Raw genomic sequence first — 18,793 nt, 5'->3', positions numbered from 1 at the left:
ACAGTGTCGCGATTGATGCGGGACATGGGTTTGCAAGGGATTATCCGCGGCAAACCGGTCAAGACCACGATCAGCGAAGTCGATCGGCTCACCGTCGCTCCACATCCGTTCGTTCCAACTCTCGCATAGCAGCTTGTCGGCCCGCTGGATGAGCGCTTCCGCCTTCGCTCGCGTCTCCGCCGATTGGGTAGCCAGGATATTGGCCATTGCCCGCGCCTTGCCGAGCTCCTTCGCCAGAGCCTTGCGGTCGCCGCCCGACAGCGGCGTAGGGTGATACTTCGGGGCCATCCGGACATCCAGGCGCGAAAAGATCGGATCGGCAAATCCAGAGTGGGCTACGGCGTTTCGAATGCCGGCCAGCATCCGTCTTCCTCATGCCTGCCAGTGCGCTGCTGGCAGGTGTTGTCGAGCAGCCGCTGCGCGACGTCCTTCCAGACCGCGTTGCGGCCATACAATCGGACTGCATCGGCGGTCTGGATTTCCACGGTTCGCTCGCAGCGGCGGCACGAGATGCGCAGGACGTGGCGTTGAATTTCCGAAAGACGACGCTGCCGCATCTCGGCCCCGGTCGCCTCGGCGCGCGGGTCTTTGAGGACCGATTCCCAGTATTCGGCCGGGAGCGGCGCATCTGGAGCCGCAGTGGGGAGAGCTGGCCTGCGTGCGGCTTGAGCGGCCAGTTTTTCCATCTGCTTCGGGGTCGGCATGCGCCAGCTCGCGGGTCGGTCGGTCATTCCGAATTAGAACATAAAGTGAACAAAAGTCGAGTCCGCTCAAGCCCGCGCCGAGAAAAAATCATCCTTTTGGTAATGGGCGCGGTGTCGGAACCAAGCCGAGCCGTTCGTCTTGAATCCGGCATCAGTATCGGAGTTCCCCCGCCATGGCCCCCCGCGCTAACTGGAAAGGCTTCCTGCGTCTTTCCCTCGTCACCTGTCCGGTCGCGCTCTATCCGGCCACGTCGGATTCCGAAAAGGTCTCCTTCAACCAGCTCAACCGGAAGACCGGCCACCGGATCAAGTACGCCAAAGTGGACGCCGACACCGGCGAGGAGGTCGCCAACGAGGACATCGTCAAGGGCTACAAGGTCGACACTGACACCTTCATCGAGGTGACGAAGGAGGAACTCGACAACGTCGCGCTGGAATCGACGCGAACCATCGAGATCGACGAGTTCGTCGACCGCAGCGAGATCGACCCGAGGTATCTGATCCGTCCCTACTATCTGGTGCCGGACGGAAAGGTCGGTCACGACGCCTTCGCCGTCGTCCGTGAAACGATCCGTGAGATGAACAAGGTCGCCATCGGACGGGTGGTGCTGACCAACCGTGAGCACATCATCGCCCTCGAGCCCATGAAGAAGGGCCTGACGGGGACGCTGCTGCGCTATCCTTACGAAGTGCGTTCTGCGGACGAGTATTTCGACGACATCCAGGACGTCAAAGTCACCAAGGACATGCTTGATCTCGCCAAGCACATCGTCAATCAGAAAGCGGGCCACTTCGAGCCGGACAAGTTCGAAGACCAGTACGAAACCGCCCTCATCGATCTCATCAACCAGAAGCGCGTCGGCAAACCCATCACGGCGAAAGAGCGACCCCGTGGCGAGAATGTCGTTGATTTGATGGACGCACTGCGCAAGAGCCTTGGCGCCGAAAAAGCGGCAGCGACAGAGGCGCCGAAGAAGCCAGCCAAGAAGGCGCGCAAGGCGGCGGCCGGGCAGAAGGAAATGCTGATGCCGATCGCCGGCAAGAAGCCGCCCAAGGAGGCCGCGGCAAGGAAGCCGGTGGCCAAACCGCAGCGGAAGTCGGCTTAAGCTATCTTTGCGCTGGTTAACGGAAAACTCGCTCCGACAGGCCGGATGCATCGAGATATTTCCTGGGCGGGCCGCTCTGTGCACCCGCTTTGGACGTTCTCTGCTCGCGAGGTAGACAGCACGGCTGATCGCATGGCAGCGGTCAGCGGGTCGATGCGGGGAAGCGTCTCATGGCGAGAAAACTGAAGACCTACCAGACCTCGCTCGGCTTCTTCGATCTGGCGATTGCCGCTCCCTCCATGAAAGCGGCTCTGGAAGCGTGGGGCGCAGACAGCAATCTCTTCCACCAGGGCGCGGCGAAGGAAAGCGACGATCCGGACGTTATCGCAGCGGCCATGGCAAAGCCCGGCGTCGTTCTGAGGCGCCCGGTCGGAACCGACCGACCTTTCAGCGAGCATGCCGAGCTGCCCACCGATCTTGGCGACGGCGGACCAACGAAAGTCGCCCGCAAGTTGAAAGGCCCAAAGGCAAAGAACCTTTCCTCTCGCCCCGTCGACAAGGCTGCCGAACGAAAGGCCGCTCTCGCCTTCGAAAAGGAGCAGAGGCGGCGCCAGCTTGAACAGGCAAAGGAAGAGGCTGCCAGGCAGAAGGACCGTGAACGCCGTCAGCAGGCTGTCGACAAGGCGCAGGCTGCGCTGGACAAGGCTGAGCAAGAGCATGCGAAGCGGGCCGCCGCCATCCAGGCCGAGCTTGAGGCTCTCGAGAAGAGATCGCAGGTCGAAAAAGCCCGCTGGCATAAGGAGAAGGAGCAATTGGAAGCTACGCTGCGGCGCGCCCGGGGTTAGTTTCGGTCGTGCTCGGCGCCCGTCCTTCTAATCAGGAGGGCATTCTGGGCAGGTATCACCAATCGAGTTCAGCACGTCGTGAACTTCGGCCGCCGCTGCATCGGGGGAGACGCCTGCTGGCGGGTCTCCACGGGCGATATCGAAGGCCCGCTCCCTTGCATGCGGATCGGCGCGGTCCTGCATCCAGCCGTGTTCCTCGCACTCGCGGATGGCGCCCGCTTCCTGGAGAACGTGGATCGCCCACCCGCGCAGCGTCCGTATCGGCGGCCTCCGTTCACGCGTCATCAGCATAGGAATAGCTCCTGATACGGCGAATCGTTTTGTCCGTCATTCGTTCCGGCCGATAACACATGGCAGGGATTCGCAGCGGCGGAAGCCCAGAGTTTGGAGTGCTAGCGCAGTGTGGGCGACTCACGCTACCCATCATTCTCACCACCTCACTGCACAATGGGAATGATATGGTTGCTGCCACCCGTGAACTGCCTGCTTCTGGTTATGCGCTTGAAGTGGACGGCCGACTGAAAGCCGAATTTGCAACCAGAGACGGCGCCAGGGCAGGTGGAGAAGAGCTCAAGAAACGTTTTCCCATGCTTCAGATCAGGATCTATGACGTGCAGACGAATGCGCGCGAGGAAATCTAGATCCTCCGACTCAAGTCTTCGCGCCCCTTCTTGCGCGCGTGCGGCAAGTGCCGCACCGGGCTCTCGTGAACCGAGCCGCAACGCGTCTCGGCCATCCGGCTTCGATCCCTCGCGCGATCATGAGTCGCTCGCCGGAGGCACTCGCGTTAGGGGCCGCCGTCATTTCATGCCGGCGCCGCTATCACTGCCCCGAACGCGGGTGCCTTGTTAACCGGTCTCGCGACTGCACTCGGTCGCGGGTCCCGCCGTCATTTCATGCCGGCGTCGCTATCACTGCCCCGCGCCGGGTGCCTTTGCCTTCCCTTCGCTCCGCGCTCTTCGGGCTTCCATCACTTTTGCGAAAGGAGGCTTCGCTGCCGCGAAAACCATTCTTTCAGAGAATCGTGGCGTCACCGTCGCAGGAAGTGGCGGTATTGATGCTTCGCGCAAGAGCAGATCATGCCCTCGCTGGGCAGCAACGAAAAACCGGACCTTTATGCAGTAGCTAGCTGCACAAAGGGCCGGCCTTATGTTGCCTTGCCGCGCTAGAGAAACGGATGCAAAGGACATTTCAGATCCTTTGGACAGGTTCGCTTTGCGTCCGGGTTGCGGCGACCCGCAGGCGGCAGTCTCTCAGTCTCGGATACGACTACTTCTTTTTCTTTGAAGTCTTCTTTGCCGCCTTCTTGGTGGCTGCCTTGGCGGTCTTCTTTGCCTTCTTCGCTTTCTTGGCCATGTCGTCCTCTGTAAAAAACCGGCTCAGTGAACATGCGCACGCCGTGAATCGACATGCGCAACATTGAGACGATAACACAAATGCAAAATTGATACCAACGAGTGGTGAGATCGCTCTTGAGTCGCTCGCCGGGCTTTCATCCCTAACGCCAAGACGCGGCGCGACCGCGAATCCGCTTGTCAAAGAGCGCGTCGCGTCACCGTCACTGAGAGTGAGAGTGCGGGCCGGATCTGCCGCGACGGGTTGAAGATCGGAGGAGAGGCTTCCGGTGCCCGTCGCGGAGAACCGCGATGCCTGGACATACCGCCCGAGTTCGCGCCGGCAAAGACCGCGCGAGCCTTTACACTGAAATCACCGACAAGATCATCGCCGAGCTGGAGGCCGGCCGTATCCCGTGGGTGCAGCCATGGGGGACGGCGGCGATCAAGGCGCCGCTCGCCATGCCGCGCAACGCGTCGACGCAGCGCGGTTATTCCGGGATCAATGTGCTGATCCTGTGGGGTGCCGTTATCGAGCACGGCTTTTCCGGACAGAGCTGGCTCACCTTTCGCCAGGCGCTTGGGCTTGGCGGTTACGTCAGGAAGGGTGAACGGGGAACGACCGTCGTCTATGCCGATCGCTTCACCCCGGACGACGAACGTCGGCGCGCCGCGGAGGCCGGTGAAGAGCCGGGCGCCATCCCGTTTCTCAAGCGTTTTACCGTCTTCAACACGGACCAGTGCGATGGCTTGCCCGAGGGGGTCGCTGCCTCGGTCGTCCCGGCGCCACCAGATCAGATTGAGCCCCGAGCCGAGGCGTTGATCGCCGCCACCGGCGCGGATTTTCGCATCGGCGGTGCGCGCGCCTACTACAACACGGTGGGCGATTTCGTGCAGGTCCCACCGCCGGCTGTCTATTTCGAGCCGGTCAATTGGCACCGGACCGCATTTCATGAGCTTGGTCATTGGACCGGCCAGGCGTCCCGCCTCAACCGCGACCACTCCGGTTCGTTCGGCTCAAAATCGTACGCGCGAGAAGAACTGGTCGCCGAAATAGCGGGTGCCTTCGTTTGTGCCTCACTCGGTATCGTGCCGACCGTGCGCCACGCCGACTACATTGGTTCCTGGCTCGAGGTGCTGCGCGAGGATAATCGCGCCGTCGTGCGCGCCGCGAGCGCGGCATCGAAGGCCGCTGATTTCCTGCTCGCCTTTCTGCCCCCCGCGATCGATTCCATCGTTGAGGGCAATGAGGAGGCCGCGTGATGCATCCGCACGTCGTCTCAGTGTCCGCCTACAGTTGGTGCTGCGTGTCAGAGAGTGAGAGGAGCGCCGGTTTGCCTGTGACGGGTAGGAGGTCGAGAGAGAGTCTTTTGGCCGCCCGTCGGAGAATCCGACATGGCAAGCGCTGTTCAGAAAATCAAACTCAGTCCCTCCCGCGATATCCCCTTCAACAAACTGGTGCTCAGCCAGTCCAACGTCCGCCGCGTGAAGGCCGGCGTCTCGATCGAGCAACTGGCGGAGAGCATCGCTCAGCGCACGCTGTTACAAAGCCTGAGCGTCCGTGCGGTCGCCGATGCCGACGGCCAGGAGACTGGTATGTTCGAGGTGCCGGCTGGTGGACGCCGCTACCGCGCGCTCGAACTGCTGGTCAAGCAGAAGCGTATGGCGAGGACGCAACCTGTCCCCTGCGTTATCAGGGATGGTGGCATCGCCGAGGACGATTCCCTCGCAGAGAATGACGAGCGGGTCGGCCTGCACCCGCTGGATCAGTTCCGCGCTTTCAAGGTGTTGCATGACGGTGGCATGAATGAAGAGGATATCGCCGCGCGGCACTTCGTCCCGCCAGCGATCGTCAAGCAGCGCCTGCGTCTGGCATCGGTGTCGCCGAAGTTGCACGACGTCTATGCCGAAGATGGCATGACGCTCGAGCAGTTGATGGCCTTTTCCGTCACGGCCGACCAGGCGCGTCAGGAGCAGGTCTGGGATAATGCCAGCAGATCCGGCAACGACGAGCCATATCAGATCCGGCGGATGCTGACGGAGAATACCGTGCGCGCTTCCGACCGTCGCGCCCAGTTCGTCGGACTTGACGCTTACGAGCAGGCCGGCGGCACCGTTTTGCGGGACCTTTTCGAGCACGATGACGGCGGCTGGCTTCAAGATGTCCCTTTGCTCGACCGCCTTGTGACAGAAAGGCTCAAGGCCGAAGCCGAGACCATTGCCGCCGAGGGTTGGAAGTGGATTTCCGTGGCCGTCGATTTCCCCTACGGCCATGCGACAGGCCTGCGCGAACTGGAGGGCAAACCTGTCGACCTGTCCCCTGACGAGCAGGTCACCATCGACGTGCTGATCGCCGAGCAGGCCAAGCTTGAATCTGACTACCAGGATGCCGACGAATTGCCCGACGACGTCGATCAGCGTCTCGGCGAGATCGAAGCTGCACTGACGGCGCTCGAAGACAGGCCGGTGCTCTACGATCCGACCGAGATCGCCCGAGCTGGCGTCTTCGTTAGCATAGATTCCGAGGGACGCCTTTCCGTGGACCGGGGTTACGTCCGGGCAGAGGACGATAAACCAGCAACCGATGCTGATGGCGGGCAGGTCGCCGATCCGTTGTCGACCGAAGGGCAAGAGGCAAGCACTTCCGTCCAGCGCACGGTGATCGCAGTCGCCGGTCACCCGGTCGATACCGAGGAAGATGATGACGATAAGGCCAAACCTCTGCCGGACCGGCTCATCACCGAGCTGACGGCGCATCGCACGCTGGCATTGAGGGATGCACTGGCGGAAAATCCCGCCATCGCGTTCCAGGCGGTATTGCACAACTTCGTACTGACCGCCTTTTACCGGTTCTCGTCTTCTGGAAGCTCTCTTGAGATCGGACTTCGTACGCCGACCTTTCCCACTCAAGCCCCCGGCCTGAGGGAGAGCGCGTCCGCGAAGGCCGTTGAGGCGCGGCACGAGTTCTGGAAAGCACGGTTGCCGAAGGGCGAGAGCGATCTTTGGGATGCGCTCACAGCTCTCGACGGTGCCGCTCAGGCGTCCCTGTTCGCTCACTGCGCATCATTTGCGGTCAACGCTCTCTACGAGCCAGCCAACCGCTACAATCAGGGCCATGTCTCCGCCCACGGCGTCTGCACGCGTCTCGACCAGGCAAATGTGCTGGCGCGCGCGGTCGGGCTCGACATGGTGCAGGCCGGCTGGCGGCCGACCGCCGACAACTATCTCGGCCGGGTCACCAAGCCTCGCATTCTGGAGGCGGTGCGGGAAGCACGGGGTGAATCTTCCGCACATCTGATCGACCACTTGAAGAAAGCTGACATGGCCAAGGAGGCTGAGCGGCTTCTCGATGGTTCGGGTTGGTTGCCGGAACCGCTGCGTCTCGTCGCTCCCAGCGTGTCGTCGGTGGAGCAGGAGGGTGAAGCCAGCCCACTGCCCGAATTCCTCGCCGACGATGAGGATCGGGAGAAAGCGGGCGACGACGACCCGCAACAGCTCGACGCGGCTGAGTAACACAGAGCGGGACGGCTCCGGCCGTCCTGCAGTTGCTTGGGGACCGGTGTGCAGCGCCGGTCCCCATTTTTGTAGGCGAGCGTTGAGAGGGAGAGCTGGGCCGGGAAGGGTTTGAGCCGTCGGGTCAAAGGAGAGCGCCCGATGGTTCGACCCGTTCCTGCTCTCCCGAGAAATCCTGTCATGACCGAATCTCTCGCCGGCGGCGGCGCCGCCGCGCCGCTCTCGATGCGTGCCGCTGCAAGTCTCACCTCTGCGGCCGTCAGCGCCGCCCGACAGCTGTTGACTGATCTCGAACGCGGCCGTCGCATCGATGCCGCCGTTCTGCGTAGCGCCATGGAGGCTGCCTTCGGCGCCTCGGATGCGGCCGGCGCCTGGAACTGGAAGACCGCCTATGACGTCTGCGAGGCAGCAACCGTTCTATTCCTTCGCAAGTTCGGTCCGGCCATGCGCGCCAAGGCTGGCTCGACTGCCGCGATGTTGCCAATGCTCGCGAAAATCACGAGCTGTCTGCCGACCCATACGCGGCGTTCCGAGGACAGTCAGGCGTTCCAGCAATTCTCAACGCCGATCCCGCTTGGGCTGACCGCATGCACCGCCGCCGGTATTACGCCTGCTGACCGGGTTCTGGAGCCATCCGCGGGGACCGGCTTGCTCGCCATCCTTGCCGAGCTCGCCGGCGGCTCTCTGGTGTTGAACGAGTTGGCTGAAGGCCGCGCGGCGCTGCTAGATGATTTGTTTGCCAACGTTGAGGTCACGCGGTTCGACGCCGCGCAGATCGATGATCATCTCGGCACGAGGGTCGTGCCGAGCGTGGTTCTGATGAACCCGCCGTTCTCCGCTGTGACGAATGTCGATCGGCGGATGGCGGACGCGGCTTTCCGGCACATCGCTTCGGCGCTCGCGCGTCTTTGCGATGGTGGACGCCTCGTCGCCATCGCTGGCGCAGGTCTTGCGCCGGATAACCCGGCGTGGCTAGAGGCCTTTGTTCGCCTCCAGCAGCGCGGACGGGTCGTGTTTTCTGCCGCGATCGATGGCGCCGTCTACGCCAAGCACGGCACTCAGACGGACACGAGGCTGCTCGTCATCGATAAGTTGCCCGCCGCCGATCCGAAGGCTTTTCCCGCCTCGCAAGGCATGGCCGGCGATGTCGGCACCCTGCTCAATTGGGTAACCCTGCATGTGCCGCCGAGGCTGCCCGTCGCCGCGCCGGTGGTGGCCGACGCCACTAGGCGCCCTGCAATGTCGCGATCGGCCGGCGCCGCTGCACCACGGGCATCGTTCACTTCAGGAGGCGCGGCGCCAGAAGGCATAAAACTCACCTACGAGACGGTCGAATGGTCGCCGCCGGAAGGCGCTCGACTCACCGATGCGCTTTATGAGGAATATGGACTGCAGTCGATCCGTATTCCCGGATCGTGCGCACATCCGACCAAGCTCGTGCAGTCTGCCGCGATGGCGTCCGTTGCGCCACCGAAGCCGTCCTACCGTCCGCATCTGCCTTCAACCCTGGTGGCAGATGGAGTTCTGTCGGACGCCCAGCTCGAGAGCGTCATTTATGCCGGCGAGGCGCATTCCGAATTTCTCGCGGGCTCCTGGACGGTCGACGCGACGTTTGATGTTGTAGCTGCCGCGCGCGATGACGCAGAGAATGTCGTCCGCTTTCGTCGCGGCTGGTTCTTGGGCGATGGCACTGGCGCTGGCAAGGGGCGGCAGGTCGCAGGGATCCTGCTCGACAATTGGCTCAAGGGCCGCCGCCGTGCGGTCTGGGTCAGCAAATCCGACAAGCTCATCGAAGATGCCCAGCGCGACTGGTCCGCGCTAGGCATGGAGCGGCTGCTCGTTACGCCCCTGTCCCGGTTTCGCCAGGGCACCCCGGTCCGGCTTTCGGAAGGCATCCTTTTTACCACCTACGCCACGCTACGCACCGACGAGCGTGGCGAAAAGCTTTCGCGTGTCAGGCAGATCGTTGAATGGTTGGGCTCCGACTTCGACGGAGTGATCGTCTTCGACGAGAGCCATGCCATGCAGAACGCGGTCGGCGGCAAGGGCGAACGCGGTGACCAGGCGGCCTCCCAGCAGGGGCGCGCGGGCCTGAGGCTCCAGCACGCCTTGCCGAACGCTCGCGTGGTTTACGTGTCGGCGACGGGCGCCACCACCGTCCACAACCTCGCTTATGCGCAACGCCTCGGTCTTTGGGGCGGCGCCGATTTCCCGTTCGCCACACGTGCCGAGTTCGTCGAGGCAATCGAGGATGGTGGGGTCGCGGCGATGGAGGTGCTGGCGCGCGACCTCAAGGCGCTCGGTCTCTACGCTACCCGCTCATTGTCCTATGAGGGCGTCGCGTACGAGCTCGTCGAACACCAGCTTACGCCGGAGCAGGTTCGCATCTACGACGCCTATGCAGACGCGTTCAGCATCATCCATAACAACCTCGACGCGGCGATGCGGGCCGCCAACATCACCGGCGAAACCGGAACGCTGAACGGGCAGGCAAAGTCCGCGGCCCGGTCCGCCTTCGAGAGCGCCAAACAGCGCTTCTTCGGTCATCTGCTGACCTCGATGAAGACGCCGACGCTCATCCAATCGATCGACCGCGATCTCGACGCCGGCCATGCCGCTGTCGTCCAGATTGTCTCAACGGGCGAAGCCCTGATGGAGCGACGGCTCGCCGAGATCCCGACCGAAGACTGGGGCGACGTCCAGGTCGATATCACCCCGCGCGAGTATGTGCTCGACTATCTCGCCCATTCCTTCCCGGTCCAGCTCTACGAGCCGTTTACCGACTCGGAAGGCAACCTCTGCTCTCGGCCTGTCTATCGCGATGGTCAGCCGGTTGAGAGCCGGGAAGCCGTAGCACGACGCGACCGCCTCATTGAGAAACTCGCCTCGCTGCCTCCGGTACCCGGCGCGCTGGATCAAATCGTGCAGCGCTTCAGCACCGACATGGTCGCCGAAGTGACCGGCCGCTCGCGCCGTATCATTCGCAAGGGCGACCGGCTGATCGTCGAAAGCCGCGCCGGGTCGGCAAATCTCGCCGAGACCTCGGCCTTTATGGATGACGTCAAACGCATCCTCGTGTTCTCCGATGCGGGCGGCACGGGAAGGAGCTACCATGCCGAATTATCGGCTCGAAATCGGCGCCTGCGCGTCCACTATCTGCTCGAACCCGGCTGGAAGGCGGATGCTGCGATCCAGGGCCTCGGCCGGACCAACCGGACCAACCAGGCGCAGCCGCCGCTGTTTCGTCCCATTGCGACCGACGTGAAGGCCGAAAAGCGCTTCCTCAGCACCATTGCCCGTCGGCTCGACACATTAGGGGCCATTACGCGCGGCCAGCGCCAGACCGGAGGGCAGGGCCTGTTTCGGCCCGAGGACAATCTCGAAAGCCAGTACGGGCGTGACGCGTTGCGTCAACTCTACACGTTGCTCGTCCGAGGCAAGGTCGACGGTTGCTCGCTTGAAGGGTTCGAGGATTCCACCGGCCTGAAGCTGACAGATGCCAATGGGCTCAGGGATGACCTGCCGCCGATCACGACATTCCTGAACAGGTTGTTGGCGCTCACCATCGACCTACAGAATGTCCTCTTCACCGCCTTCGAGCAGCTCTTGACCGCTCGGATCGAGGGCGCGGTCGCATCCGGCACCTACGACGTCGGGCTGGAAACGCTCCGCGCCGAAAGCTTTATAGTCGCCGACCGGAGGACAATCTATGTCCATCCGCGCACAGGCGCCGAGACACGGCTGCTCAGCATCACGCAGCGCCAGCGCAACCGTCCTGTTGGTTTGGATGACGCCCTTGCTCGTCTTTCCAATCATGCAGCCCTGCTGATCAACGAGCGCTCGGGACGGGCCGCCGTGCAGGTTCCGGCCCCGAGCGTCATGCTCGACGACGGCGAGATCGAGCGTCGCGTCCGCCTGATCCGGCCTATGGAGCAGCACCAGGTTCCCGCAAATATGATGGTGGAGAGCCATTGGCTTGAAGCGGATCGCGAACGTTTTGCCGCGGCTTGGCTGGCGGAGCTTGCCGAGGTCCCTGAGTTCACGGAGAGCACGGTCCACGTCGTGGCCGGCTTGCTGTTACCCATCTGGAAACGACTGCCGAACGAATCGACCCGTGTCTATCGGCTCCAGACCGATGCGGGCGAACGCATCATCGGCCGCAAGGTTTCTGCCGCGTGGGTCGCAAACGTCGTCTCGGCGGACGCGCCTACGCTGGCGCCGGACGCTGCCTTTGCAGCAGTGATGGAGGGACGCACCGTCCTCGACCTCGCGGAGGGGCTTCAGATTCGCCGCGTCCGAGTGATGGGCGCATGCCGTATCGAACTGTCGGGATTCAACGACACGATGCGCGATCGCCTTCGCGCTTACGGCCTCTTTGGAGAGATCATCTCCTGGAAGCTGCGGATGTTCGTACCCACGGACGAAAGCGGCGTCGGGATCCTGACAAAGGTGCTCGACACATATCCGGTCGCGCGCGTCAGTGAGCGGGAGGCCGCGTGATGGTCCCCGACGCCTCCGAACTGGCACGCCGCCTCGCGCGCGAGGCTGAGGCCGTGTGCCGATACTATCTCTCCAATGGCAAGCGGGCCGGGCGGTACTGGGTGGTCGGCGACGCCCATAATACGCCGGGCCGCTCGATGTTTGTGCGGCTCCAGGAATCGCCGAAGGGTCCCGCCGGCAAGTGGACTGACGCTGCGACCGGCGAGCATGGCGACCTCCTCGACATCATCCGCAAATGCCGGGGTTTGCGCGACTTCAGCGAGGTCACCGAGGAAGCGAGGCGGTTTCTAAAGCTGCCTCGCCCCGAGCCGCAGCTGGCGTTGAAACCCGTTCGTTCGGTCGCGCCGGTCGGATCGCAGGAAGCCGCCCGTCGGCTCTTTGCGATTTCAAGTGAGATCGAAGGCACGGTGGTCGAGGCGTATTTGCAACGCCGCGGAATAGCCCGCGTCCACCATGGCGGCAGCCTGCGCTTCCATCCTCGTTGCTACTATAGACCGGATGAGCATTCTCCGACCGAAACCTGGCCGGCGATGGTTGCCCGCGTCACGGACCTTGAGGGGCGGATCACCGGCGTGCATCGAACCTGGCTCGATCCAGACGGCTTCGATCGGATCCGGCTCGGAAAGGCTCCGATCGACACGCCACGACGGGCTATGGGCGACTTGCTCGGCAATGCCGTTCGGTTCGGCGCGGCGGACGACGTGCTCGCTGCCGGCGAGGGTCTCGAGACCATGTTGTCGCTGCGTTACGTGCTGCCAACGTTGCCGATGACAGCCGCGCTTTCGGCCAATCACCTTGCAGCCATGATGCTGCCGTCTGGCCTGCGTCGGCTCTATATCGCCCGTGACGCTGATGCCGCCGGAGATGCCGTACAGGCTGCGCTTAGCCAGCGTGCAGCAGCCGTCGGCATTGAAGCGATCGCGTTGTCGCCCCGGCTGGGCGATTTCAACGAAGACCTGCACATCTTCGGTCCCGAGACCCTCAGAACAGCGTTGCGGCTTCAACTCGTCCCAGAGGACGTCGTCCGCTTCCTGCATTCGTCAACGGTAGCCGCAGAATAGGCCGGTGCTTCGATCGCCGTTAATTGGTCGGTCATAACGAGGCCATTGCCGGGAGGGGACGCGACCTCGGCCTTCTAGAGGGCGATCGGACGGCAAGCGGACCGGGCCGGCAATGGCTACGCCCGGCTATTTTCCGCCGCGCGCCGGCGATGAGAAGACACATCATCTATCTGGCTGGCGCGCTTTGCATCGCGAAGCAAAATAGCCGGCCTCCGCCATCCTCCGCTGCCGCTTCGGCCCTCCGGGTTCTGGCCCGTTCCGCGTGCCGTCTGAGTGATCGCCACGAAGGCCGCGATGGGCGCGGCCGATCCGGCAAAGGAACTCCTCAAATGACCGACCACGACGACATCGAACCGCCGCATGCCTCTTCTCCGACTGATCACGTCCTCACCGAACTACAGCTCTTCGGCTACCGTCCCTTCGACGACCGGCCCGATCCACGGCCGCTTCCCGAGGGCAGGATCATCACCGGAGCCGTCGCCGACATCTTCGATGCCCTGGTCGCGACGTTGAGCGACACGCGGCTCGAGCCAGATCTTGACGATCTGCTCTGGTCGACCGTCAATCTGTTCCACCGTGCCGTCGATCGCATCGAACGCCACCTCGACGATAACGAACAGGCGCAGCAGAAAAGCCAGCGCGAGCAGAATGGCTCCGAAGTCCGATCGGTCGAGCTCGAGCGCCTGACGGCCGAAGGCATCACTTTGATCGAGCGCCGCAACTGCCTCGAGGTCTTCCGCGACCAGGCCATCGAGCGCTTTGAGACTCACACCGGCTCGTCCTGGCGTCCCCGATCGGGATCGCTGGTAAACCACCGCACGCTAACCGCGGCCATGATCGACTCCCGTGACTTCATCGCAGCCAAGCGTCGCGCCGAGACTGAGGTCATGTTGCCACCGGGACCAAAGATCGCACTCACCGGTGGGCTCGACTTCAACGACCATCACCTCATCTGGGACCGCCTCGACAAGGTTCACGCCAAGCATCCAGACATGGTGCTGCTCCACGGCGGCTCCCCGAAAGGGGCCGAACTGATCGCCTCCAAATGGGCGATCAACCGCAAAGTGCCTCAGATCGCCTTCAAGCCCGACTGGACGAAGCACGCCAAGGCGGCACCGTTCAAGCGCAATGATGTCATGCTCGAACTCCTTCCGATTGGAGTCATGCACTTCCCGGGTACGGGAATTCAAGACAACCTCGCCGACAAGGCGAAGCGGCTCGGCATCCGCGTCTGGAGGTTCGGCGGCGCGTGAGCGCTGCCTTCTCGCCTCAAGGCGTGAACGCGTAGTTGCATGCGCCGCAACTCTGCCTCGTTTCGATCTTATGTCCAGGTCGCGCCGTGGTGGTGGTGGAAGGCGCGACTCTCAAATCTATGCACATGGAGCCACCACCATGCTCGCCATTGGGCTTGTTCTCAACACACTCGGCATCGGCTTGTTCTGCTGGGCGATCTTTGCGCTCGCTGTGTATGCCTTGCCGTTTTTCGTCGCACTGAGTATCGGGATGACGGCGTTGCAGAGCGGCGCCGGCGTCGTCGTCGCGCTGCTTATCGCAACGGCGGGCGGTGCGCTGACGCTCGTCCTCGGCCAGATCGCGGTTGCCGTTGCTCGGTCCTTGGCCTTGCGCATCGCAATCGCGACAGCATTCGCTATTCCCGCCGCCGTCGCCGGCTATCATGTGGCGTTCGCTCTGTCCCAGATCGGTATGCCCTTGCTGGCTTGGCGAGAGATCCTCGCTTGCCTGGGCGCGGTCTGTATTGGGGGCACAACGTGGACACGCTTGACTGCTTTTGCAGAGCCACGCCCGCTCGAACTGGCTGGGCTGGTGGAGAATCCATCACACCCAGTTCTTCCAGCCGCTACGCGCGAGGGATGACCGTTCACCGCCTTCGTCGTCGAGCAGGCTCGCATAGATCGAAGCATTGAACGAGGGATGGTCGTGACCTGGCGGGGAGGGGGCAGTCCCCCTCGGGCCTTGACCAAGCGCCCCATTTCGGCCGGGCCCACTAAGCCTGCGGCGGAGCAGCGATGTCTCGATCGCTTCTTCGGAGACGATACCACCCTTTGCAGCAGATTGTTTCTCTTTCTGCGCCGAATCGTTTCCATCTCTTGTTCAGCACAACCGAGATACGCCACGTCTTCTCCCGAGATTGCGGTTCAGCACGCGACGCACGTGGCCTCATTGATGGCTTGATCTGGCCGAAGACCGGCTTCGCCTCGATCGTCTGAGCCGCAACGCCGTTGATGCGACTTTCTTCCCCTGGGCTTCGCCTATTCCTCGCGAGGCAAGAAAGTCGCCACAACGGCGTCCTCCGCTGCGCTCCGGCCCGCGAGCGGGTGCGTCGCCGATCGTCTTCGGCCTGCAGATCGCCATCGAGGCCGCGGTGGTCGCGGGCTCGAAACACAACAGGAGAAGTGACATGGCTAATATCGGTTCTTTCAAGAAGGTCGGCAACGATTTTCAGGGCGAGATCGTCACCCTGAGCCTGCAAGCTAAGGGCGTCCGTATCGTCGCCGAGACGAACCGGTCCAACGACAATGCGCCCAGCCACCGCATCTACGTGGGCCGGGCCGAGATCGGGGCTGCCTGGTCGAAGCGCTCCGAGGAGGGCCGGGACTACCTCTCGCTCAAGCTCGACGACCCCTCCTTCAACGCTCCGATCTACGCGAACCTGTTCGATGACGAGGGCGGTGAAGGCTACAATCTCCTGTGGTCGCGGCCGCGCAAGACCGGTGAGTAAGAGCGCCCCACCAAGCCCCGTCCGGTCCGCCGGGCGGGGCGCTTCGCGGCAGGCCTAAGGCTGCTTACGATTTGCTAAGCCGCGCAGCCTTTTTGAGCAGGTCCCCCGGTTCGACCCCCAATGCTTCAGCAATTTGCCCGAGCACGGTGACGCTTGCTGATACGTCGCCGCGCTCGATGGCGCCGACGTAACGGGCGCTTAATCCCGCGCGCTCGGCCAGCTCCTCCTGCGTCATTTGTAGATCGTGGCGTTTCCGACGCAGGTTCACAGCCATGATCTCTTTGAGATCCATGGCGATATGGGAACTGAGCCGGAACGATCGTTCTAGGAACGATCGTTCCTATTCGTGTCCGAACATGCTATCGACTGTGGCGACGGGACGTGCGCGACCGAGCTCGGCCGCCAATCTACCGAACGACTATCCACGATTCCAACGGGCAACGGAGTCTGGATTGCGACCAAACCATGGCGTAGCTTATAGGCGTTCTAAAAGCGGGTATGATGCAGAAGCCATCCCTAGATCCAAACGTAGCTGACAGTGCGCCGAACGAGCCGACGTTGACGGCCTATGACGAACAGCATGTCGTCACGTACATTCGCCTTCTGCAGGCCGAAGGTGAAGGGGCGGACTGGCGCGAAGTGGCTCGATTGGTCTTGCATATGGACCCCGAGCGAGAGCCGGACCGTGCGCGGAGCGCATATCAGAGCCACCTTGCGCGTGCCAAGTGGGTAACTGAGCAGGGCCGCCTATTACGTGGCACTGGCTCCAAATAGAAGAAAATCGCCGGCTGACGACTTGCAGGCAGAACGATTTTCTTTTGCTAACGAGTGGTCATTCTGGTGCACCACGTGGTGCCAAACTAGGGGCTTCCTACAACCGCCTCGTTCATACCTATTGCGCCGCAATCCTTGTTAGCTGCGTGCAATGGGGCGGAAGCAATGCCTGAATTCGACTGGCGGTCGCCGGAATCCTACAAGAGCCTACAAGACGCCGAAATCACCGACATTGCCTGGGAGTGTCTTCGCCGAAACGCGGACTATCGACTCGAATACGCAGCGATGATCGCAAGCAGCCCAGATGGTGTAGTGACCGAGGAATTCAGGAGGAAATGGGGTATCTGCTTTCGCCCATGACCCGCAGAGGTCGTTCGACGAGCAGACGATCTTTTGGGCACCTGAGGTTCTAGCGACGGTCGTTCCGGTGACGGTTGCGTCGGCTGCCGATCGCAGTTCGGCGTCTCAGCCATTGTTCGATCTTACAGCAAGTCAGGTGCGCCGCACCGCCGATGGCTGGCACGCTGTGCTGCGCATCGGTGCGGTGGATCACCGTGTCTGGTCCAAAGAGCCTCCCGTGGTCGGCGCGTCATACGCAGCCAAATTGCCGTTTGACGGCGATTTCGGCGCGCGCGCGTATGCGGCCCGCCGGCTGTGGCGCGCGATGAATGGACGCGCGCCAGGTCCGGCATTTCATACGCTATCCAAACAGCGGCGCGAACGTCTGAGCGCCGCGATCCGCGCGCTCGATGCGCATAGCGCCGGCGGCAGCTATCGCATCATCGCCGAAGCGCTATTCGGCAAGAACCGCATTCCCGATCGCGCCTGGAAGACGCACGACCTGCGCAATCGAACGGTCCGCTTGGTGCAAGGCGGCCTCGCGTTGATGCGCGGTGGTTACCGCAAACTTCTGGGGCCCGGGCGCAGGGACGAATAGCCCTTCCGCTTAGCGGGTATCGAAAATCGCCCCTCAAACTTCGGCATCCCCCTCCGACATCGCGCTTCTCCATGATGACCGCACACACGCCGGCGCCGTCATGCGTGGTGCGCTGTCCTCTGGAGTTCTCAAATGTCCGATCCGATGGCCGGTCTCCCCCCGCGATTCCTGCGTACACCTGAGGCCGCGCGCTATCTTGGCCTTTCAGGCCGCACACTCGAGAAGCACCGCACGTACGGCACTGGACCGACGTATCGGAAGATCGGCGGGCGTGTTGTCTACGCCGTCGAAGACCTGAAAGCGTGGGCCGATCTTGGCTCCAAAACGTCAACGTCAGATCCCGGGAAGGGGACCGTGCTGCCGGCCAAGAAGCATCCGGTCCTGCGCCCGTATGCAGGCCAGGAACGTCGCTGATTGCCGCGTGAGAACAACGACCATGCGGCGCAAACACCATTCCGAGCGCGACCAGCTTGAGCTCTTTAGGGCGCTGCCCGGTGATCTCGCGCCCCGCGATGCTCAGGATCTGATGGCTTATCCGTTCTTCTCACTCGCAAAAACGAAGCGCATTGTGCCCATCGACTTCCGTGCCGGCGCAATCTCAGTTCGTGTCGAAGCCGTGCCGGAACACGGCATGGCGACCATCTGGGATGCCGACGTTCTGATCTGGGCTGCGTCTCAGATTGTCGAAGCGCGTGACGCCGGCTTGAAAGCCTCGCGCCTGATGGCTGCAACGCCTTACGAGATTCTGACGTTTGTCGGCCGCGGCACCAGCGCGCGCGATTATGACCGGCTGAAGGCTGGTCTTGACAGGCTGCAATCAACGACGGTGCTGACCTCGATCCGCCAGCCGGCCGAACGGCGGCGGCATCGCTTCTCCTGGATCAACGAGTGGAAAGAAACCGCCGATGCAAACGGACGTCCATTCGGGCTCGAATTGATCCTGCCTGATTGGTTCTATGCCGGCGTAATCGATGACGCGCTCGTGCTGACGATCGACCGAGCCTATTTCGATCTGACGGGCGGACTTGAGCGGTGGCTTTATCGTCTCGTGCGCAAGCACGGCGGTCGGCAAGTTGGCGGTTGGAGCTTTGACCTTGTGCACCTCCATGCCAAGTCGGGCATCCTATCGCCTCTCAAGCATTTTGCGTACGACGTACGCCAGATTGTTCATCGCCAGACATTGCCCGGCTACCAGCTCGTGCTCACGCGCGATCCTGATGGCACCGAGCGGCTGAACTTCGCACCGAAGCCTGTTGATCCCTTAACGGCACGCTTGCGCCGGCGCGGTCTCATTCCAAATTCGGAGGACAACCTGTGAATCAGCTCGTGCTATCGGGGA

Annotated in this window: 19 protein-coding genes and 1 pseudogene; 15 read left to right on the top strand and 5 right to left on the bottom strand. The window is 62.6% G+C overall.

The annotated features are described in order from the left end of the window. Window positions 1–78: 78 nt before the first annotated feature. Window positions 79–288, bottom strand: a pseudogene (locus AC0L2O_RS29880) (hypothetical protein); the annotation flags it as partial. A 47-nt stretch (window positions 289–335) separates the two neighbouring features. Then, window positions 336–731 (bottom strand): hypothetical protein, encoded by a 396-nt coding sequence (locus tag AC0L2O_RS29875; RefSeq protein ID WP_473372275.1) that lies wholly within the window; start codon window positions 729–731, stop codon window positions 336–338. Between the two features lie 146 nt (window positions 732–877). On the opposite strand from AC0L2O_RS29875, the gene ku reads away from it, so the two are divergent. Together ku and AC0L2O_RS29865 are read left to right on the top strand one after the other, a co-directional pair. Continuing rightward, window positions 878–1,810 (top strand): non-homologous end joining protein Ku, encoded by a 933-nt coding sequence (ku, locus tag AC0L2O_RS29870; RefSeq protein WP_473372274.1) that lies wholly within the window; start codon window positions 878–880, stop codon window positions 1,808–1,810. 170 nt (window positions 1,811–1,980) lie between these two features. After that, window positions 1,981–2,595 (top strand): cell envelope biogenesis protein TolA, encoded by a 615-nt coding sequence (locus tag AC0L2O_RS29865; RefSeq protein WP_473372273.1) that lies wholly within the window; start codon window positions 1,981–1,983, stop codon window positions 2,593–2,595. A gap of 27 nt (window positions 2,596–2,622) precedes the next feature. Here the strand turns inward: AC0L2O_RS29865 and AC0L2O_RS29860 are convergent, their stop codons facing one another. Then, entirely contained in the window at window positions 2,623–2,886 is a 264-nt protein-coding gene (locus AC0L2O_RS29860) for a hypothetical protein (protein ID WP_212110634.1), read from the bottom strand. Between the two features lie 167 nt (window positions 2,887–3,053). Here AC0L2O_RS29860 and AC0L2O_RS29855 point away from each other — a divergent pair, with 167 nt between their 5' ends. Continuing rightward, window positions 3,054–3,236, top strand: coding sequence for a hypothetical protein (locus tag AC0L2O_RS29855; RefSeq protein ID WP_212110636.1), 183 nt, complete (start codon window positions 3,054–3,056; stop codon window positions 3,234–3,236). Between the two features lie 524 nt (window positions 3,237–3,760). Here the strand turns inward: AC0L2O_RS29855 and AC0L2O_RS29850 are convergent. After that, window positions 3,761–4,006 (bottom strand): hypothetical protein, encoded by a 246-nt coding sequence (locus AC0L2O_RS29850; RefSeq protein ID WP_473372272.1) that lies wholly within the window; start codon window positions 4,004–4,006, stop codon window positions 3,761–3,763. A gap of 235 nt (window positions 4,007–4,241) precedes the next feature. Between AC0L2O_RS29850 and AC0L2O_RS29845 the strand changes: the two genes are divergently transcribed. From AC0L2O_RS29845 to AC0L2O_RS29815, 7 genes are all read left to right on the top strand, one after another. Then, window positions 4,242–5,192 (top strand): ArdC family protein, encoded by a 951-nt coding sequence (locus tag AC0L2O_RS29845; protein WP_473372271.1) that lies wholly within the window; start codon window positions 4,242–4,244, stop codon window positions 5,190–5,192. 132 nt (window positions 5,193–5,324) lie between these two features. Next, window positions 5,325–7,442 (top strand): ParB/RepB/Spo0J family partition protein, encoded by a 2,118-nt coding sequence (locus tag AC0L2O_RS29840; protein ID WP_473372270.1) that lies wholly within the window; start codon window positions 5,325–5,327, stop codon window positions 7,440–7,442. Window positions 7,443–7,622: 180 nt separating this feature from the next. Then, window positions 7,623–11,942, top strand: a complete 4,320-nt coding sequence (locus AC0L2O_RS29835) for a strawberry notch-like NTP hydrolase domain-containing protein (RefSeq protein ID WP_473372269.1) — start codon at window positions 7,623–7,625, stop codon at window positions 11,940–11,942. Continuing rightward, a complete protein-coding gene (locus AC0L2O_RS29830; RefSeq protein ID WP_473372277.1) occupies window positions 11,942–13,003 on the top strand; it encodes a DUF7146 domain-containing protein in 1,062 nt (353 codons plus the stop codon). Before AC0L2O_RS29835 ends, AC0L2O_RS29830 begins: the two co-directional genes overlap by 1 nt. 329 nt (window positions 13,004–13,332) lie before the next feature. Beyond that, a complete protein-coding gene (locus tag AC0L2O_RS29825) occupies window positions 13,333–14,256 on the top strand; it encodes a DUF2493 domain-containing protein (RefSeq protein WP_473372268.1) in 924 nt (307 codons plus the stop codon). Between the two features lie 139 nt (window positions 14,257–14,395). Next, complete coding sequence (locus tag AC0L2O_RS29820) at window positions 14,396–14,878, top strand: hypothetical protein (protein WP_473372267.1); 483 nt, start codon at window positions 14,396–14,398, stop codon at window positions 14,876–14,878. A gap of 544 nt (window positions 14,879–15,422) precedes the next feature. Further along, complete coding sequence (locus tag AC0L2O_RS29815) at window positions 15,423–15,743, top strand: DUF736 domain-containing protein (RefSeq protein WP_212428557.1); 321 nt, start codon at window positions 15,423–15,425, stop codon at window positions 15,741–15,743. 64 nt (window positions 15,744–15,807) lie between these two features. On the opposite strand, the gene AC0L2O_RS29810 is transcribed toward AC0L2O_RS29815, so the two are convergent. Continuing rightward, the gene (locus tag AC0L2O_RS29810) at window positions 15,808–16,035 is read right to left on the bottom strand and encodes a helix-turn-helix domain-containing protein (protein WP_050385492.1); all 228 of its coding nucleotides are present in this window, start codon (window positions 16,033–16,035) and stop codon (window positions 15,808–15,810) included. Window positions 16,036–16,244: 209 nt separating this feature from the next. On the opposite strand from AC0L2O_RS29810, the gene AC0L2O_RS29805 reads away from it, so the two are divergent. The 5 genes from AC0L2O_RS29805 (at window position 16,245) to AC0L2O_RS29785 (ending at window position 18,772) form a co-directional block, all read left to right on the top strand. Continuing rightward, window positions 16,245–16,517, top strand: coding sequence for a DUF2285 domain-containing protein (locus tag AC0L2O_RS29805; protein ID WP_298363103.1), 273 nt, complete (start codon window positions 16,245–16,247; stop codon window positions 16,515–16,517). 165 nt (window positions 16,518–16,682) lie between these two features. Further along, window positions 16,683–16,877: a transcriptional regulator domain-containing protein gene (locus tag AC0L2O_RS29800; protein WP_473372266.1), complete on the top strand. Its 195-nt coding sequence runs from the start codon at window positions 16,683–16,685 to the stop codon at window positions 16,875–16,877. Between the two features lie 136 nt (window positions 16,878–17,013). Next, window positions 17,014–17,454, top strand: a complete 441-nt coding sequence (locus AC0L2O_RS29795) for a DUF2285 domain-containing protein (protein WP_473372265.1) — start codon at window positions 17,014–17,016, stop codon at window positions 17,452–17,454. A gap of 132 nt (window positions 17,455–17,586) precedes the next feature. Beyond that, window positions 17,587–17,868: a helix-turn-helix transcriptional regulator gene (locus AC0L2O_RS29790; protein WP_473372264.1), complete on the top strand. Its 282-nt coding sequence runs from the start codon at window positions 17,587–17,589 to the stop codon at window positions 17,866–17,868. 22 nt (window positions 17,869–17,890) lie between these two features. After that, the gene (locus AC0L2O_RS29785) at window positions 17,891–18,772 is read left to right on the top strand and encodes a replication initiator protein A (protein ID WP_473372276.1); all 882 of its coding nucleotides are present in this window, start codon (window positions 17,891–17,893) and stop codon (window positions 18,770–18,772) included. Window positions 18,773–18,793 lie beyond the last annotated feature (21 nt).

The sequence above is a fragment of the Bradyrhizobium sp. Kon10 genome (genome assembly GCF_055807395.1).
The sequence above is the reverse complement of the archived record's forward strand: the minus strand, read 5'-3'. Positions and strand labels throughout refer to the sequence as shown.

What these genes read in the sequence shown, in the direction of transcription:
- AC0L2O_RS29790 (WP_473372264.1), top strand. Translation starts at nt 17,587, where the DNA reads ATGTCCGATCCGATGGCCGGTCTCCCCCCGCGATTCCTGCGTACACCT.
- AC0L2O_RS29805 (WP_298363103.1), top strand. Translation starts at nt 16,245, where the DNA reads ATGCAGAAGCCATCCCTAGATCCAAACGTAGCTGACAGTGCGCCGAAC.
- AC0L2O_RS29835 (WP_473372269.1), top strand. Translation starts at nt 7,623, where the DNA reads ATGACCGAATCTCTCGCCGGCGGCGGCGCCGCCGCGCCGCTCTCGATG.
- ku (WP_473372274.1), top strand. Translation starts at nt 878, where the DNA reads ATGGCCCCCCGCGCTAACTGGAAAGGCTTCCTGCGTCTTTCCCTCGTC.
- AC0L2O_RS29875 (WP_473372275.1), bottom strand. Translation starts at nt 731, where the DNA reads ATGACCGACCGACCCGCGAGCTGGCGCATGCCGACCCCGAAGCAGATG.
- AC0L2O_RS29830 (WP_473372277.1), top strand. Translation starts at nt 11,942, where the DNA reads ATGGTCCCCGACGCCTCCGAACTGGCACGCCGCCTCGCGCGCGAGGCT.
- AC0L2O_RS29785 (WP_473372276.1), top strand. Translation starts at nt 17,891, where the DNA reads ATGCGGCGCAAACACCATTCCGAGCGCGACCAGCTTGAGCTCTTTAGG.
- AC0L2O_RS29860 (WP_212110634.1), bottom strand. Translation starts at nt 2,886, where the DNA reads ATGCTGATGACGCGTGAACGGAGGCCGCCGATACGGACGCTGCGCGGG.
- AC0L2O_RS29850 (WP_473372272.1), bottom strand. Translation starts at nt 4,006, where the DNA reads ATGTCGATTCACGGCGTGCGCATGTTCACTGAGCCGGTTTTTTACAGA.
- AC0L2O_RS29820 (WP_473372267.1), top strand. Translation starts at nt 14,396, where the DNA reads ATGCTCGCCATTGGGCTTGTTCTCAACACACTCGGCATCGGCTTGTTC.
- AC0L2O_RS29855 (WP_212110636.1), top strand. Translation starts at nt 3,054, where the DNA reads ATGGTTGCTGCCACCCGTGAACTGCCTGCTTCTGGTTATGCGCTTGAA.
- AC0L2O_RS29815 (WP_212428557.1), top strand. Translation starts at nt 15,423, where the DNA reads ATGGCTAATATCGGTTCTTTCAAGAAGGTCGGCAACGATTTTCAGGGC.
- AC0L2O_RS29810 (WP_050385492.1), bottom strand. Translation starts at nt 16,035, where the DNA reads ATGGATCTCAAAGAGATCATGGCTGTGAACCTGCGTCGGAAACGCCAC.
- AC0L2O_RS29800 (WP_473372266.1), top strand. Translation starts at nt 16,683, where the DNA reads ATGCCTGAATTCGACTGGCGGTCGCCGGAATCCTACAAGAGCCTACAA.
- AC0L2O_RS29845 (WP_473372271.1), top strand. Translation starts at nt 4,242, where the DNA reads ATGCCTGGACATACCGCCCGAGTTCGCGCCGGCAAAGACCGCGCGAGC.
- AC0L2O_RS29825 (WP_473372268.1), top strand. Translation starts at nt 13,333, where the DNA reads ATGACCGACCACGACGACATCGAACCGCCGCATGCCTCTTCTCCGACT.
- AC0L2O_RS29865 (WP_473372273.1), top strand. Translation starts at nt 1,981, where the DNA reads ATGGCGAGAAAACTGAAGACCTACCAGACCTCGCTCGGCTTCTTCGAT.
- AC0L2O_RS29840 (WP_473372270.1), top strand. Translation starts at nt 5,325, where the DNA reads ATGGCAAGCGCTGTTCAGAAAATCAAACTCAGTCCCTCCCGCGATATC.